We start from the raw sequence: 15667 nt of genomic DNA on the forward strand, positions 1-15667 counted from the left end.
TATTAAACTTTACAAATATTAAATATGTTATACTTATAGTAGTTTTAATAATTTATACAAAGAAGGTGACTTAAGTGTTTTGTCCCAATTGTGGAAATGAAATACCACAAAATAGCAACTATTGCCCAGTTTGTGGTAAAAAATTAAAAGATGTTAAAATATCTATCACTCCTATTAATACTGATGAAAATAAAGATACTAATAAATCTCTTGATGACAATAACAAAGATGCTACTAGAATCTTTAAACCTATTGGTACTATTGATGGAATTGATAATACAGACGAAATAAAAGATATTATAAAAGCTGTTGATGAAAAAATTTCTGAAAACATACACAAATATGAGACCAGTTCTTTTTCAAAAAGCGAACTTAATTTAGACAAAAAAGCTGATTCTAAAATCGATAAAAAAACCTCTTCTAAAAAAGAAGATAAAAAAGAAAATAAAACCAGCTCAAAACAAAAAAACGAAACTTTAGAAGAAAATAAAAATACTAAAGAAAATACTCCTTTAGTTGAGAAATCCTTTACTAAAAAAGAAATAGAAGAAACTCCAAAGAAAAAAAAGAATTTAAAGGAATTATGGAATAATTTTATAAATGAAGATGATGATAAGTTCTCTATATTCTCCTCTTTTAGTGAAGAACAAGATAAAAATACTAAAGAAGATAAAATTGAAATTTCAACTAGCGCCAATACCTCAAATACATCTGATACTTATATGGAAAACACAATGGGTATTCCTAAAATTGAAATTGAAAAAAAATTAAAAGAATCAGGATTTAAAGAAGACATAAAAAAAGATAATACTAAATCTAAAAAACTTCCTGAAAAAGAAAAAGAACAAAAAGCAAATAAAAAAAATAGTAAAAAAGAAGATAAAAAAACTAAAGACAAAGTAGTTGAAAAAACAAAATTAGAAGATCCAAAAGAAAAACTTAGTCATAAGAGTTTTACTGATCAAGTTAATGAGGAACTGAAAAAATTAGAAAATCAAAAAGATACAAATGATAATTCTAAAAAAGACAGTTCTAAATCAGAAAATCAAAAAGAAGATAAAAAAGTTGAAATAAATAATCCAACAAGACTTAAATTTTATAATTTTATGGATTTAGTTTCATCTAAACTTGATAAAGTAAATTCAAAAGTTGTATCTGATGGCAAAAGATCTTTTATGATTACATTGATTATAGGTATTATTCTTTCCTTTGTACCTATTATTATGGGATATAAAAGAATATCCTTTACACTTATATTACTTTTAGTTTTTAAATTACTATTTAATATTTTAGAGTTTTATGTACCATTAAATATTACAACAGAAAAAGTGTGGGTTGAAACAAGTGAGGATGAAGTTAAATATTTTGCTTTTATAAATTGGTTTATATGCCAAGTTTTCCTATTTGTATCCTTTGTATTGTCACCTTGGGATGGAGGATTATTTACATTTAATCTTCTTCCAGCACTGACACCACTACCTATTGCCACTATTATATTGTTTTTAATGGCTATTACTATTACTCTTGCTCAGTATTGGAATCAACTTAAATATGAAAATAAAACCAACTTTATTGGCTGGTATTCAATATCTTTTATATTAATTCATTTCGTATCGAAATTATTTTTTGTTTTAACAAATTTTATGTATTAAGAAAAGCCCATTTGGGCTTTTTTATTTTGCATAAAAAAATAACACGCATGTGCGTGCTATTTCTTAGTAGAATATTTAGTATAAGATTAAAAAATAATACTTATCGTAATTTAATTAGTGGCTCAATGTACAATAAAAAAAGTCTCTTTTTGTAAAAACAAAAAGAGACGTATAATCCGCGGTACCACTCTAATTGATGATTGCTCATCCTCTTAAAACTTTTATCGAAGTTAACCGTCAATAGCTTGTATATACTCACTATTAAATCTCCATAGTCCTAGTTCATATTTCCTTAATATATTGGTTCTCACCTATCCCAATTCTCTTTAATATCTTAAAAATACTACTTCCTATTTCATTGATTAAAATTTATAACTATCTAAAAGTATAAACCCTTTAATTAATTTTGTCAACATTATTTTAAATAATATCTAAAATTTCTTTTATATCATCAATTCTATAATTTGCATTATTTCCTTCTTCTTCTTTTCCATAACCATAATTACAAAATATTGATTTTATATTATTATAATCAGCTGATAGCATATCATGAAATCTATCACCTACAAATATATAATCACCTTTATATTTATCGATTACATTTTCTAAAATTTTTTCTTTTGGAATATAATCAAATTCTTCAGATGTATAAAATCTAGTTACATATTTATCTAGGTTAAATCTTTTAATAGCATTATCTCTATATTTATTCATACAATTACTAATTAAAATAATTGTTTTGTTATCTTCTTTTAATTTACTAAATACTTCTTCAGTTCCCTTGAATAGAGTCGTCTTTTTCGCTAAAATATCAGATTCCAATCTTAAACCTATACTATTCATAAGTTTTTCCCTTTGTTCCTTTGGAAGATCTGGCATAAATTCTCTCCACATATCTGTTGGACTATATCCTAAATATTTCCTAGACTCTTCTTTTGTAATGCTCTTTGATATTCCAGCTAAAATACATGTATCTTCTAAGATCTTGTGATAAGTATCTGCTACATTATGAATAGTACCATCAAAATCTAAAAATACAGTGTTAATCTCTTCAAGTTTATCCATCAATTAATTCTCCTAAATTTGCAAGTTCTATTGCCCCTAGTGCAACTTCATAACCCTTGTTACCACTTTTAGTTCCTGCTCTTTCAATAGCTTGTTCTATTGAATTAGTTGTAAGAACTCCAAATAATACTGGCACATTCTCCTCAAGTGAAATACTTGCTACACCCTTAGATACTTCTGCACATACATAATCAAAATGTGGTGTTGCACCTCTAATTACAGCTCCCAAACATATTATAGCATCATAAGATCCTTTTTTGGCACATTTCTTAGCAATATATGGTATTTCAAAAGCACCCGGAACCCAAATTACATCAATTTCTTCATCCTTTGCACCATGTCTTGTTAAACAATCTATACTTCCTTCTAAAAGTTTATTTGTAATAAATTCATTAAATCTAGCTACAATAATTGCATATTTTTTGCCTTCTGTTATTAGTTTTCCATTATATATATTCATTTTTTATCTCCTTATACAAATTCTTCTAATAGATGATTCATTTTTTCTTTTTTAGTTCTTAAATAAAACTCATCTTCTTTATGGGATTTAATTTCAATAGATTCTCTTTTTGTAATCTTAATACCATATTCCTCAAGTTTATATATCTTGTCTGAATTATTAGTTAAAAGTCTTATTTCTTTTACTCCTAAATCTTGTAAAATTTGAGCTCCTGTGTGATATTCTCGTAAATCCTCAGCAAATCCAAGTTTTAAATTGGCCTCAACAGTATCATATCCCTGTTCTTGAAGCTCATAAGCCTTTAACTTATTTATAAGACCTATTCCTCTACCCTCTTGTCTCATATATAAAAGTATTCCTCTACCCTCTTTATTTATAAGTTCCATTGCCTTATGAAGTTGATCTCCACAATCACATCTTAAAGATCCAAAAGTATCACCTGTTAAACACTCTGAATGAACTCTACAAAGAATATCTTTTCCATCACTTATATCTCCCTTTACAAGAGCAATATGGTGTTCCTTTGTAATTTGATCTACATATCCATAAGCCTTAAAATCGCCATATTTAGTAGGCATATTTGCATGAGATACACATTTTACTAATTTTTTATTTTGTTTAATATATTTTTTTAAATCTTCTATTGTAATAAATGTCAAATTATGTTCTTTAGCTAATTCTAGAAGTTCTGTTTTTCGCATCATATGACCATCTTCAGCCATTATTTCACAACATATTCCAACTTCATTTAAACCTGCAAGTTTTAATAAATCAACAGTTGCCTCAGTATGACCTTCTCTAACAAATATTCCTTTTTCTTTTGCAATAAGAGGAAACATATGTCCAGGTCTTCTAAAATCTTCAGGTTTTGAATTAGAATCTGCAAGTTTCATTGCAGTAAGAGATCTCTCATAAGCAGATATTCCTGTAGTTGTATCAATATGATCTACTGTAACTGTAAAAGCAGTTTCATGATTGTCTGTATTTTTTTCTACCATTTCTCCAAGTTCTAATCTACTTGCAACACTTTTACTCATAGGCATACAAATCAAACCCTTACCATACTTAGCCATGAAATTTATATTTTCTGGTGTTGCAAACTCAGCTGCACATATAAAATCCCCTTCATTTTCTCTATCAGGATCATCTGTTACAACTATAATTTTTCCATTTCTTAAATCCTCTAACGCTTCTTCAATTCTGTTAAATTTCATATTTCCTCCTAAAAGCCATTTTCCGCTAAAAAATCTAAAGATAAAGAACTTACTTTTTCGTCTTTACTTTTATCTCCATTTAAAAATCTATCAATGTATTTCCCAATAATATCTATCTCTAAATTTACTATATCCCCTATTTTTAAATCATTAATTATCGTTTCTTTTAAAGTATGTGGAATAATTGAAACCTCAAAATAATCCTCTTTTAAATCACTAATCGTAAGACTTACTCCACTAATTGTAATAGAGCCTTGTTTAACTAACTTATTTAATAAATTTTCTTTAGCTTTTATAGAATAAACCTTAGACAAATCCTCATCTCGAATATTAGCTATTTCGCCTATTCCATCTACATGACCTTGAACAATATGTCCTCCAAGTCTATCTTTTAAAGATAAAGCTCTTTCTAAATTAACCTTACTAGAAATATCTAAATTATATAAATCAGTCTTTCTTATAGTTGATTCAATTGCATCTACTGTAAAAGAATATTTGTCAAAATCTGTTACAGTAAGGCAAACTCCATTAGTACAAATACTATCACCAAGTTTAATATCCTCTAAAACCTTATTTGCAGATATAGTTAAACTTAATGAATTTGAATTTTTTTTAATATTTTTAATAATTCCCACTTCTTCAACTATTCCTGTAAACATTTTCAACATCTCCAATTACTAAAATATCTCTATCAATTTTTTCAATAGAAGTAATATTTATATTAAATCCATCTTTTATTCTCTCTATACCATCTCCCTCAACAGAGGTCTTAGCATCTTTCCCACCAATAATCATAGGCGCTATATAAAAATACACTCTATTAACTAAATTTTCCTTAAGCATAGAATAATTAAGATTTCCTCCACCTTCTAAGAGAATACTTGATATATCTTTTTCATATAAAACTTTTAATATTTCACTTAAATCTACTTTATTATCTTTTTCATTTACTATAATAACTTCTACATTTTCTTTATCTTTTAATAAATTATATTTTTCCAAATCATAATATTTTGTAGTAAATATAATTGTTTTTGCAGAAGATTTTATATTTAAAACCTTTGAATCTATTGGAATTCTAAGCTTTGAATCCACTATTATCCTAACAGGATCTCTAAGATTATCTATTCTAGTATTTAAACTTGGATCATCTTTTAAAATAGTATTTATACCAACTAATATTCCATCTAAATACCCTCTAAGCATTCTGCCTGATTTTCTACTCTCACTTGATGTTATCCATTTTGAATCACTAGTTTTTGTTGCAATCTTGCCATCTAAGCTCATTGCTGATTTTAAAACTACATAGGGCATTTTATTTTTTATACTATGAAAAAATACTCTATTTAAATCATTACACTCTTTTTCTAAAACTCCTGTAACAACTTCAATTCCTGCTTTTTTAAGCTTTTTAATTCCATTTACCTTAGGGTTTATATCTCTACTTCCTATAACAACTTTTTTTATTTTATTTTTTATTATTAAATCACAACAGGCATTTCTCTTACCAATATGAGAACAAGGTTCTAGCGTTACATATAAAGTACTTCCATAAACACTTTCTACTGCATTATTTATTGCATCTTCCTCAGCATGTTCACCTCCAAAATACTTATGATATCCTTCTCCTATGATTGTATTGTTTTTAACAATCACAGCTCCCACTAAGGGATTTGTCTTTGTATTTCCTCTTGCTAATCTTGCAAGATTAATTGCTTTATTCATAAAATAAATATCTTTATTTTCCATAAATCACCATAAAAAAAGAACCCATTTTCAGGGTTCTCTAAGTAACTATATAATTACGCACAAAAATATGCATAAAAATAAAACTTCTTCCATCCAGACTTTACTGTCGGTCTTGGAATTACACCAAGTCAACCCTTAGGCTCGCGGACTATAACCGCCGGTTAGGAATTTCACCTTACCCTGAAGTATTAATAATCGTTTTCTTAAGTTGTTAAATCAATCTTAAGATAAAGTTAATAATTTGTCAACTACTTTTTTTATTTTTATAAGACTTTTTTATTCTTCTAAATTTCTCATAGCTTTTAACCCACCTTCATAAAGTGCATGGAAATGATTTGTTGGACCATGACCTTTTCCTATTTCTAATGAATTTTCTATTGCCATATTTATATATTTTTTAGCTCTTTTTATAGATTCCTCCATTGAATATCCTAAAGATAAATTAGAAGCAATAGCAGATGAAAGTGTACATCCTGTTCCATGAGTATTTTTTGTATTTATTCTTTTACCTTCAAAATTATAAAAAATTCCATTTGAATATAATACATCAGTTACATCATCAAGGCTATGACCTCCTTTAATTAAAACATTTTTGCAACCTTTTTCGTTTATTATTTTTGCAGCCTTTTTCATATCATCTCTATTTTTTATTTCTATTCCTGCAATTTTTTCTGCCTCTGGAATATTTGGCGTCAATAGGTCTGCTATTGGAAGAATATTTTTTATTAATGCATCTATTGAATTTTCATCCATTAATGGACATCCATTTTTTGCATACATAACTGGATCTACTACAATATTTTTAGGTTTATATTTTTTTATTCCCTTTGCAACAGCTTTCATACATTCCTCATTTGAAAGCATTCCAATTTTTACTGCATCTGTTCCAATATCTTCATAAATTGCATCAATTTGAGCTAGTATATTTTTTGTAGAAATATTTTCTATATCTATTACTCTACTTGTATTTTCTGCAACTACTGAAACTATTACACTCATTGCAAATACACCATGTGCCGACATTGTCTTTAAGTCTGCTTGAACTCCTGCTCCACCACTACAATCTGATCCTGCAATTGTCAAAACTTTTTTCATTTTTTCCTCCTTATAAATAAAAAAAGTGCTCCAAAAGAAGCACTTTAAACTCAAATTCAAACGCTCCCTACGTAGGTATTAACCAACAGGTTCAAAGGGTCAGGCTATGCCTTCTCAACTATTATAAGTTCCCCTGCAATATTTAATTATTATAGTAATATACTATCATTAATTTATTTTTTTAACAATCTATATAATAAATTTTAAAAATAAAAAAGACCAGATTATCTGGCCTTTAGATATGTATATTTAATTCATTGGAATTACCCCTAAAAAAAGTCCTACCACTGGAATTAAAATATCAATAAATTGTCTTAATTCAAAATAACTATCTCTTTTTTTACTTTTTCCATCTAACCATAAAATTTTGCCCATTTGTAATACAAGAATAACTGCAAGCAATAAGTTGCAAGTTGCTCTTAAATTATATCCTAAAAAATTAGGATTTATTATGTATAACATTATAATAAGTACAGATAGACAAAAATAAAAGACATGGAGTTCTTTAATTTTAAGTCTCATATGTATCCCCCTTTTCCCTTAATTTAATATTACGACAATTATACGTTTTCATCAAGACTAATTTTAAGAATTTATGAAAAGGATATTTTATTCTTATAATATATTTATCACAAAAAAGAAAACTTAAACCTTTTTAGGCATTTTCTTTACTTATATAGTGTTATTAATGCATTTTAGTATAAAATTTCTTAAATTAATTAAATATCGACAAATATTAATATTTTTAATAATTCTATTTAAAATACTTATATATTTTAATGAAAAGGCTATTATTAATATAATATACTTCGGACTAATACCTAAAATTCATTTATTAGCCCTAATATAAATCTTCTAAAACTCCTATGAAAGATTATTTTTTACAAATCAATATTATAAATATTTACTAGCTTCTTTTATTGATAAAGTTGATAAATTTTCTCTATTTTCATCTATAAATTCTCTTACAAAGGCACTATTATATTTACTATAATCTCTTAAAGCCCAGCCAATTGCTTTATTTATAAAAAACTCATTGCCATTTAAATTATTTAAAATATTTCGCTCTAAAAACTCTTCATTTGTTTTATCTTTTCTATGAAGTTGATATATTATAGACACTCTTCTTATCCATAAATTACCATCTCTACTCCATTTTCCCATTGCTGTATTTGTATTTTTATCTATATCTACAATTTTAGAAATAAGCCTTGGAAAGTTATCTACACTGTCCCACCAAGATTTTGATTTTATTAATTTATATAATTTATCCAAATCTTCATATTTAAGATAATTTTTCATATTATTTAAATAATCAGTTGCAATATATTGAAATTCTCTTTGTTCTTCTTTCCACAATATTTCCACAAAATCCCAATCTATTTTTCTACTAGTTTTAAGTTCCTTAAAATATTCTTTTTCCAGAGCATATCTAAGTGGAGCATTTATTCCTAAAAACTCAAACTTTCCCCTCATATAAGCACTCATTTTTTCTGACTTATTTAAGTTTTCATATGTTTTAATACTATTTATAAATTCATAATGGTTCATTTAATCACCTATTTCACATTTGAGATATATCATATCTTTTAATTTTACACCACATTCAATTATTTCATCTTCATAATTATCTATAAAAAAATCTTCAATTATCTTATACTTTTTAAATCCAGCTTTTTCATAAAATGGTATAGTTAGTGGACTATCTCCTGTGCCTACTATTAAATAATCATATTCATCTTTAAAGTTTTCTATAATATAATCTATTAACATTTTTCCATATCCATTTTTTTGATAAAATTTATCTATTGCCAAATTTTTTATTTCAAGTGTCTCATTATCAATTTCTATTATAAGTATCCCTCCAACTACTTTGTTATTTTTTTTTAAGATAAACATCTTTCCTTTATTAATATATTTATCTACCATCTTCTCTTCTTCGTCCGCTAATAGAAGAAGCTCCTTATACAGCTTTCTATTTTCTTTTATTTCTTTTATTTGCATTTTTTACCTCAAAAAAATAAGACTTAATTTCTACTAAGTCTATTTTATCATAATTACTTTTATTAATTGCTAAAAAATTTATCTAGCTTTATCTTTTCCTTATCAGTTGCCACAACTCTTGCAACTCCAATATTTTCCCCTAATATAGTAGATATTTTTTCAATATTATCCTCTGAAAAAGCCCCACAAGTTTCTACAGCACCTACTCCATCATCTTTTAGTTTATAAGCTAGCTTATAAGCTTCATCTATATTATTTACTGTATAAATATAGCTCATCATATTTTCAGATTCAAATACAGCCCTATCATCTAAAATATTGTAATCTCCCATTAATATAAATGCATATTTTTTCTTCATTTCGCCCTCAATATAAATATTCCTTAATTAATTTTGCCCTATAAGGTTTTTTTAATTTGTCTAAAGCATCCTTTTCTATTTGTCTAATTCTTTCTCTTGTTAAATTATATTCTGCACCTATTTCCTCTAAAGTCTCAACTTTCTCACCAATAAGCCCAAATCTCTTTTTAACTATATTCTTTTCTTTTTTTGTTAAAGTTGATAGCACTTTTTCTAAATCTCTTCTTAATAAATTATTTGAAACAATTTCAAAAACATCTTCATTTTTACTATCAGCTACTAAATTTAGAAGTTCAGTTTTTTCTGATATACTCTGTCCATTATCTCCATATACTGATAAATTTAATGATGATGAATTTAAAATATCATTATATATTCTATTTAAATTATTAATTTCTTCAATGCTAAAACCAGTATATTTTGTCAATAATTTTAATTTTTCAGAATAACTTATATCTAAAAATTCAACTTCATTTATTTCTCTTCTAAGTCTATTAATATTTTCAAAGACATGAGTAGGAATTCTTATTGTAAATCCATCGTTCTCTATCTTCCTCATAATACCTTGATCTATCCAATGTGTTGCATATGTAGAAAATTTATATCCTAAATTTACATCAAATTTTTTTGCTGCTGTAATCATTCCAATGGATCCTTCTTGAAATAAATCTTCATATTCTAAATCTTGTCTATATGTATTTTTATACTTTTCAACTCTACTATAAATTAATTTTTGATTTTTATTAATTAATATCTCAAGAGCATTTTCATTTCCCTTTTGATATACGATTACAAGTTCTTCATTATTTAATGCATACAAGTCCTTATCTTTTATATTAAACCTATCTTTATCTCTTATTTTTTTAGTCTCTACATTGTCTCTTTCATAAAATTCTTTAAAAAAATAATCAAAATTATAATCTAAATCACTATCTATATAATTTAGTTTTTGATCTGTATAGTCCATTAATTTCTGTCTCATACTCCACCTCAGCAATATATTGTATAACGTTTTCAAATATATTATAGCTCTCTTAAAATCTCAAGTTTTAATAATATTTTTTGCAGTAAAACGTTTTTCATATACAATATAATAACAGATTTTTTAGAATTTAACAAATCAAAAAAGAAGCCCTAAAGCTTCTTAAAATTTATTCAGGTATTTTTATTATTTTATATTCATATCCTAGTTCTTCTGTAAATTTAATCATATCCTTTTTAGATATAAAAACTGTTATTGTATTTACATTAGCATGAAATGTAAATATTTCTTCATTTATAACATCTTCATCAAAAATAATTTTAATATCCTTATCCTCATTATTTATTAAACCAAAAAGAGAAACGACACCAGGTTCAAGTTTCATCTTTTCCATTAATAACTCATCAGAACAAAATCCAAGTCCCTTATCTTCAAGAATTTTTTCAAGAGCTTTCATATTAACTCTTTTTTCATCATCCATTACAATTAAATATAAATTTTTCTTTTTCCTATTCTTTAAAAATAATGTCTTAGTTCTTACTCCCTCATGTCCTTCAATATATTCATCAGCTTTTTCAGTAGTTGTAGCTGCTTTATGCTCAACTATTTTGTAATTGATATTAAGTTTTTCTAATTTTTCAAAAACCTCTTCAGAATTATTCATAAAATCTCCTTTCAAATAAAATACTAATTTAATTTTTTAGATACTGATATAAAATTAGACATCATCACATCAAATAATTCATCTGAAGGGTTGTCTATATACCATTTACCGTCTTTTTTAATACACTCTATATCTATTATTGCATCAACATATAAAGGCTCTATTTCCTTGATTTTTTTATTTAAAATATCATTTAAAATTTTACTATTTTCTTCCTCACTAATATTTCCATCAGAAAAATTCTCATTAATATATTCAAAATATTCATTTAAAGTTTTTCTAATAATCTTTGTTCCATCAATATATTTAAAATAAACTTTTGCAGTAACTATATCTTTATCTTTCTTTACATCTTTAATTTCATATGTAATATTTTTTGCATTGTTTTTTAAATAACTAAGAAATGATTTTTCTATTTGATTTTCAATATTTAAATTATCTTTATTCTCACTATTTACTTTATCTGGATTTACATAACTAAAAACTTTCTCTAAATCAAATTCTTGCATTGCTACTGTAAAATTATCAAGCATCTCCTCAGGACCATCTTTATTACAAGATACTATAAATAATAAAAATAAAACTGAAATTATTATATACTTCTTATTTTTCATTTATCTTCTCTCCTTCATTATAAATATATCTCTATTCATTATATTTTAAACATAAAAAAGAAGCTACCTAAGTAGCTCCTTCTTTTATTTATTTAACTTGTCCATTTTTTCAATAGCTTCTAGTAAACCATTTAAATATGTTAATCCTAAAGCTCTATCATATAATCCATATCCAGCTCTTCCCTTTTCATCCCAAATCATTCTTCCATGATCTGGTCTTATATATCCGTCAAAGTCTGTATCATATAATGCTCTTACTATTTCAAACATATCTAAATTTCCATCACTTGAAAGATGAGAAGCTTCTCTAAACTTCTTTTCTCCTAGATATTTTACATTTCTTATATGCATACAAGCAATTTTTTTCTTTTCTCCAAAATATCTTATAACGGATGGAATATCATTTTCTGGATTAGATCCTAAACTACCAGTACAAACACATAGACAATTTGATGGTGAATCAACTAATTTTACAATTCTATCTAATTGTTCCTTTGTATGAGCTATTCTTGGAATACCAAATACAGGCCAAGCTGGATCATCTGGATGAACAGCCATCTTAATTCCAACTTCCTCACATGTTGGAATAATTCCTTCTAAGAAATATTTATAATTTTCTAAAAGTTTTTCTTCATCAACTGATTTATACTTTTCTAATACATCTTCTAGCTCTGCAAGTCTTTCTGGCTCCCATCCAGGTAGTGAAAAACCACCTGCTGTTTTCATAGTATTTTCAACTAATTTTTGAGGAGTCATACCTTCTAATTCTTTGTGATCATAATATAATGAATTAGAACCATCTTCATCAATTTCTCTTGCAAGATCTGTTCTTAACCAGTCAAATACAGGCATAAAATTATAAACTATAACCTTTACTCCATTTTTAGCAAGATTTCTTATTGATTTTTTATAATTTTCAATATATTCATCTCTAGTTGCAAGTCCAAGTTTAATATCTTCGTGAACATTTACACTTTCAATAACTTCAATTTCAAGACCTGCATCATTTACTTCTTTTACATATTTTGCAAATTTTTTCTCGTCCCAAACTTCTCCTGCTTCAAAATCATCCATCATTCCCATAATTCCTGAGCAATTTGGAATTTGTTTTATATATTTTAAAGGTATTGGATCTGAATCTCCATACCATCTAAATGTCATTTTCATATAATTACCTCACATACTTTTCTAAAGTTTTTCTTATTGAACCTTTACCAGCACTTAATTCTTTAAAATATTGTATTATTAAATTACTAAGGCCTACCTCTTCAAGATTTACTCCAAAAATCATTTCATTTCTCAATAAATCTTTTAACTCTTCAGTTTCTTTAAAATCTCCAACTTTAATATCTTTTAAAGTATTAGTTAACTCTTCTAGTAAAGGATCTGAACTTCTTTCAAATTCTTCTAGATTGTCATCTACTCCTAATAGATATCTTAGCCATCCAGCTAATGCTAGTGGAATAAATTTTAAATCTGATACTTTTTTATCCTCTGAGTTATAATATGATTTTATTGTTTCTCCAAATCTAATTGGAATTTTTTGTGAAGTATCTGTTGCTATTCTTTGTGGTGTATCTGGTATATATGGATTAGGAAGTCTAACTTCTATAACCTCATCAATAAAATCTTTTGGATTTAAAATCAAAGGATCTACAACTACTTTTAAAGCCTCATTGTATCCAATTTCTTTAATTAAACCAACAAGCTCTTTATCTTTCATTTCATCTGATATACTTTCATAAGAAAGCATACATCCATATACTGCAAGAGTTGTATGCAGTGGATTTAAACAAGTTGTAACTTTCATTTTTTCCACTTTATTTACTGTTTCTCTTGATGTCATATATACTCCAACCTCTTCAAGTGGAGCTCTTCCATTTGGAAATTTATCCTCTATAACTAAATACTCAGCTTCCTCTGAATTTACAAATGGAGCTATATAAGTGTGTTTTTCAGTTATAACAGGAGATATATTCTCAAATCCCTTTTCATTTAAATATTTTTCAATAACCTCAGCCGGTCTAGGAGTTATTTTATCAATCATAGACCATGGAAAAGATACTTTTTCTTCATTATTTAAATAATCCAAGAACTCTTTTTCAACAAATCCATTTTCAACCCATTTTTCTACAATTTCTATTATAGAACTAGATAATTTCTCTCCATTATGTGAACAATTATCTAGACTTAAAACTGCAATAGGTAAAGAATTTTCTTTAAATCTCTCATATAATAATCTTGCAACAAGACTCATAATATGTTTTGGATTTTCAATTCCCTTTTCAATATCCTCTTTCACAATATCTAAAAACTCCCCATTTGGTTTATAAATATTGTATCCCTTTTCAGTAATTGTAAAACTGATTATTTGTAAAGATTTGTTTTTTACTATTTCAACTAATCTATTAAAATCATTATTGATTTTTAATGCTTCTGATAAATTAGCTATTAAATTATTTTCAAAATCTCCATCTTTATTTAAAGTTATAGACAAAGTTAAATTATCATAAGGCTTATATATCTTATCAATAATTTCATAATCAAAACTTTCAGCCACATTTATACCTGTATCTACAAGGCCTTTATTTAACATATCTTGATCAAGTCTTGCAATATAACCTCTAAATATATTTCCAGCACCAAAGTGTAACCATGTAGGATTTTTTATAGTATTTTCTCTTACTTCTAAAACATCATACTCTGGAACCTTATCGCATAAACTTTTTATACTTTCTAAATTTTCTATATTTAATTTCAAATTTATCACCTTTAATTAAATGTTAGAACTACTTTAATTGCATTTGTTTTTGGATCCATAAAAGTTTCAAATGCTTTTTCATATTCTTCTGCTACAAATTCATGAGTAACAAATAACTTTAATAAATCTTTTTTCTCATGAAGATATGAAGTTACTATTGGAAACTTATTATTTTGTAGTCTTGTTCCTGATACAGAAATTTCTTTTTGATTTAATGTTTTATAATTCACAGGTATATCATCAAATCCAAAAGCTAAAGGTACAATTCTAGAAGCAGGTGATAAGTATTCTATAGCTTCTTTAATTACCCCATGAACTCCTGTTGTATCTATTAATACATTAGCACCTTCATTATTTGTTAATTCCATAATTTTATCTTTTAAATTTTCTTTTGATGGATTTATTAACACTTCAGCACCAAATTTCTTTGCCATTTCCAATCTATATTCATTAATTTCAGAAACAATACATTTAGCACCCTTTTTAGTAGCAATATCAACTGCTAAAAGTCCCATAGGTCCTGCTCCAGTTATTAAAACCCAATCTCCTTCTTGAACATTAGCTCTTTGAGTACATTGTTCTGCGATTGTATATGGTTCTGCTGTTGCTGCTTCAGCAAAAGTTAATGAATCATCTACTTTATGCCATTTACTTTTGTCTGTTACTAAATATTCACAGAATCCACCATCTCTATGAACTCCATAAACTTCTAAATCCTTACAGACATTATATCGACCTTGTTTACAAGCATAACATTCACCACAAAATTCAACAGGTTCAAGCACAACTTTATCCCCAGGTTTAAAATTAGATACATTAGATCCTACTTCTTCAATTTCTCCAGAAACTTCATGGCCTATTATTCTAGGATATGTTGCAAAAGGATTTTTTCCTTTCAAAATACCAACATCTGAACCACAAATTCCAAACGCTCTAACTTTTACTAATACTTGATCTTTTGATTCTATTTTTGGTTTTTCAATTTCAACCATTTCAATTTTATTAGGTTCTTTTACTTGTATTGCTTTCATTTTCATCACCTTTTTTC

The 15667-nt window shown here is 26.4% G+C and carries 17 protein-coding genes, 2 riboswitches and 1 other annotated feature; of the genes, 1 reads left to right on the top strand and 16 read right to left on the bottom strand.

Translation table 11 applies throughout. The features are described from left to right. Positions 1-74: 74 nt before the first annotated feature. Positions 75-1652 carry a zinc-ribbon domain-containing protein gene (locus tag J2Z71_RS02795; protein ID WP_210060338.1) on the top strand — a complete coding sequence of 526 codons (1578 nt, stop codon included), beginning with the start codon at positions 75-77 and terminating at the stop codon, positions 1650-1652. A gap of 160 nt (positions 1653-1812) precedes the next feature. Beyond that, positions 1813-2020, bottom strand: a binding site (T-box leader). A gap of 52 nt (positions 2021-2072) precedes the next feature. Here J2Z71_RS02795 and J2Z71_RS02800 read toward each other — a convergent pair. From J2Z71_RS02800 to J2Z71_RS02875, 16 genes are all read right to left on the bottom strand, one after another. Continuing rightward, positions 2073-2717, bottom strand: coding sequence for an HAD family hydrolase (locus J2Z71_RS02800; RefSeq protein ID WP_210060339.1), 645 nt, complete (start codon positions 2715-2717; stop codon positions 2073-2075). After that, positions 2710-3177 (bottom strand): 6,7-dimethyl-8-ribityllumazine synthase, encoded by a 468-nt coding sequence (ribH, locus tag J2Z71_RS02805; protein WP_210060340.1) that lies wholly within the window; start codon positions 3175-3177, stop codon positions 2710-2712. The genes J2Z71_RS02800 and ribH overlap by 8 nt, the downstream gene beginning before the upstream one ends. Before the next feature lie 11 nt (positions 3178-3188). Beyond that, positions 3189-4391, bottom strand: a complete 1203-nt coding sequence (locus tag J2Z71_RS02810) for a bifunctional 3,4-dihydroxy-2-butanone-4-phosphate synthase/GTP cyclohydrolase II (protein ID WP_210060341.1) — start codon at positions 4389-4391, stop codon at positions 3189-3191. Positions 4392-4399: 8 nt separating this feature from the next. After that, complete coding sequence (locus tag J2Z71_RS02815) at positions 4400-5050, bottom strand: riboflavin synthase (RefSeq protein WP_210060342.1); 651 nt, start codon at positions 5048-5050, stop codon at positions 4400-4402. Further along, positions 5031-6140 carry a bifunctional diaminohydroxyphosphoribosylaminopyrimidine deaminase/5-amino-6-(5-phosphoribosylamino)uracil reductase RibD gene (ribD, locus tag J2Z71_RS02820; RefSeq protein WP_210060343.1) on the bottom strand — a complete coding sequence of 370 codons (1110 nt, stop codon included), beginning with the start codon at positions 6138-6140 and terminating at the stop codon, positions 5031-5033. Before ribD ends, J2Z71_RS02815 begins: the two co-directional genes overlap by 20 nt. Before the next feature lie 77 nt (positions 6141-6217). Further along, a riboswitch (FMN riboswitch) is annotated at positions 6218-6332 on the bottom strand. A gap of 84 nt (positions 6333-6416) precedes the next feature. Further along, positions 6417-7235, bottom strand: coding sequence for a bifunctional hydroxymethylpyrimidine kinase/phosphomethylpyrimidine kinase (gene thiD / locus J2Z71_RS02825; protein WP_210060344.1), 819 nt, complete (start codon positions 7233-7235; stop codon positions 6417-6419). Between the two features lie 47 nt (positions 7236-7282). Beyond that, positions 7283-7380, bottom strand: a riboswitch (TPP riboswitch). A gap of 104 nt (positions 7381-7484) precedes the next feature. Then, complete coding sequence (locus J2Z71_RS02830) at positions 7485-7757, bottom strand: hypothetical protein (RefSeq protein ID WP_210060345.1); 273 nt, start codon at positions 7755-7757, stop codon at positions 7485-7487. A gap of 372 nt (positions 7758-8129) precedes the next feature. After that, a complete protein-coding gene (locus J2Z71_RS02835) occupies positions 8130-8786 on the bottom strand; it encodes a DNA alkylation repair protein (protein WP_210060346.1) in 657 nt (218 codons plus the stop codon). After that, positions 8787-9239, bottom strand: a complete 453-nt coding sequence (locus J2Z71_RS02840) for a GNAT family N-acetyltransferase (protein WP_210060347.1) — start codon at positions 9237-9239, stop codon at positions 8787-8789. A gap of 62 nt (positions 9240-9301) precedes the next feature. Next, a complete protein-coding gene (locus tag J2Z71_RS02845) occupies positions 9302-9598 on the bottom strand; it encodes a DUF6506 family protein (protein WP_210060348.1) in 297 nt (98 codons plus the stop codon). A gap of 7 nt (positions 9599-9605) precedes the next feature. Further along, entirely contained in the window at positions 9606-10580 is a 975-nt protein-coding gene (locus tag J2Z71_RS02850; protein ID WP_210060349.1) for a sigma-70 family RNA polymerase sigma factor, read from the bottom strand. A gap of 169 nt (positions 10581-10749) precedes the next feature. After that, positions 10750-11244 (bottom strand): prolyl-tRNA synthetase associated domain-containing protein, encoded by a 495-nt coding sequence (locus tag J2Z71_RS02855; protein WP_210060350.1) that lies wholly within the window; start codon positions 11242-11244, stop codon positions 10750-10752. A 23-nt stretch (positions 11245-11267) separates the two neighbouring features. Beyond that, positions 11268-11858, bottom strand: coding sequence for a DUF4878 domain-containing protein (locus tag J2Z71_RS02860; protein ID WP_210060351.1), 591 nt, complete (start codon positions 11856-11858; stop codon positions 11268-11270). Between the two features lie 84 nt (positions 11859-11942). Continuing rightward, positions 11943-13025, bottom strand: a complete 1083-nt coding sequence (uxuA, locus tag J2Z71_RS02865) for a mannonate dehydratase (protein ID WP_210060352.1) — start codon at positions 13023-13025, stop codon at positions 11943-11945. A gap of 4 nt (positions 13026-13029) precedes the next feature. After that, positions 13030-14619 carry a mannitol dehydrogenase family protein gene (locus tag J2Z71_RS02870; protein WP_210060353.1) on the bottom strand — a complete coding sequence of 530 codons (1590 nt, stop codon included), beginning with the start codon at positions 14617-14619 and terminating at the stop codon, positions 13030-13032. An 11-nt stretch (positions 14620-14630) separates the two neighbouring features. After that, positions 14631-15650 (bottom strand): zinc-binding alcohol dehydrogenase family protein, encoded by a 1020-nt coding sequence (locus J2Z71_RS02875; protein WP_210060354.1) that lies wholly within the window; start codon positions 15648-15650, stop codon positions 14631-14633. Positions 15651-15667: the final 17 nt, after the last annotated feature.

This window comes from Peptoniphilus stercorisuis (assembly GCF_017874395.1).
Taxonomy (GTDB): Bacteria; Bacillota; Clostridia; order Tissierellales; family Peptoniphilaceae; genus Anaerosphaera; species Anaerosphaera stercorisuis.

Bases quoted from the DNA above. Each gene is read 5' to 3' on its own strand.
- J2Z71_RS02835 (WP_210060346.1), bottom strand. From the start codon at position 8,786: ATGAACCATTATGAATTTATAAATAGTATTAAAACATATGAAAACTTA.
- ribD (WP_210060343.1), bottom strand. From the start codon at position 6,140: ATGGAAAATAAAGATATTTATTTTATGAATAAAGCAATTAATCTTGCA.
- J2Z71_RS02860 (WP_210060351.1), bottom strand. From the start codon at position 11,858: ATGAAAAATAAGAAGTATATAATAATTTCAGTTTTATTTTTATTATTT.
- ribH (WP_210060340.1), bottom strand. From the start codon at position 3,177: ATGAATATATATAATGGAAAACTAATAACAGAAGGCAAAAAATATGCA.
- J2Z71_RS02845 (WP_210060348.1), bottom strand. From the start codon at position 9,598: ATGAAGAAAAAATATGCATTTATATTAATGGGAGATTACAATATTTTA.
- J2Z71_RS02810 (WP_210060341.1), bottom strand. From the start codon at position 4,391: ATGAAATTTAACAGAATTGAAGAAGCGTTAGAGGATTTAAGAAATGGA.
- J2Z71_RS02840 (WP_210060347.1), bottom strand. From the start codon at position 9,239: ATGCAAATAAAAGAAATAAAAGAAAATAGAAAGCTGTATAAGGAGCTT.
- uxuA (WP_210060352.1), bottom strand. From the start codon at position 13,025: ATGAAAATGACATTTAGATGGTATGGAGATTCAGATCCAATACCTTTA.
- J2Z71_RS02875 (WP_210060354.1), bottom strand. From the start codon at position 15,650: ATGAAAGCAATACAAGTAAAAGAACCTAATAAAATTGAAATGGTTGAA.
- J2Z71_RS02815 (WP_210060342.1), bottom strand. From the start codon at position 5,050: ATGTTTACAGGAATAGTTGAAGAAGTGGGAATTATTAAAAATATTAAA.
- J2Z71_RS02830 (WP_210060345.1), bottom strand. From the start codon at position 7,757: ATGAGACTTAAAATTAAAGAACTCCATGTCTTTTATTTTTGTCTATCT.
- J2Z71_RS02800 (WP_210060339.1), bottom strand. From the start codon at position 2,717: ATGGATAAACTTGAAGAGATTAACACTGTATTTTTAGATTTTGATGGT.
- thiD (WP_210060344.1), bottom strand. From the start codon at position 7,235: ATGAAAAAAGTTTTGACAATTGCAGGATCAGATTGTAGTGGTGGAGCA.
- J2Z71_RS02850 (WP_210060349.1), bottom strand. From the start codon at position 10,580: ATGAGACAGAAATTAATGGACTATACAGATCAAAAACTAAATTATATA.
- J2Z71_RS02855 (WP_210060350.1), bottom strand. From the start codon at position 11,244: ATGAATAATTCTGAAGAGGTTTTTGAAAAATTAGAAAAACTTAATATC.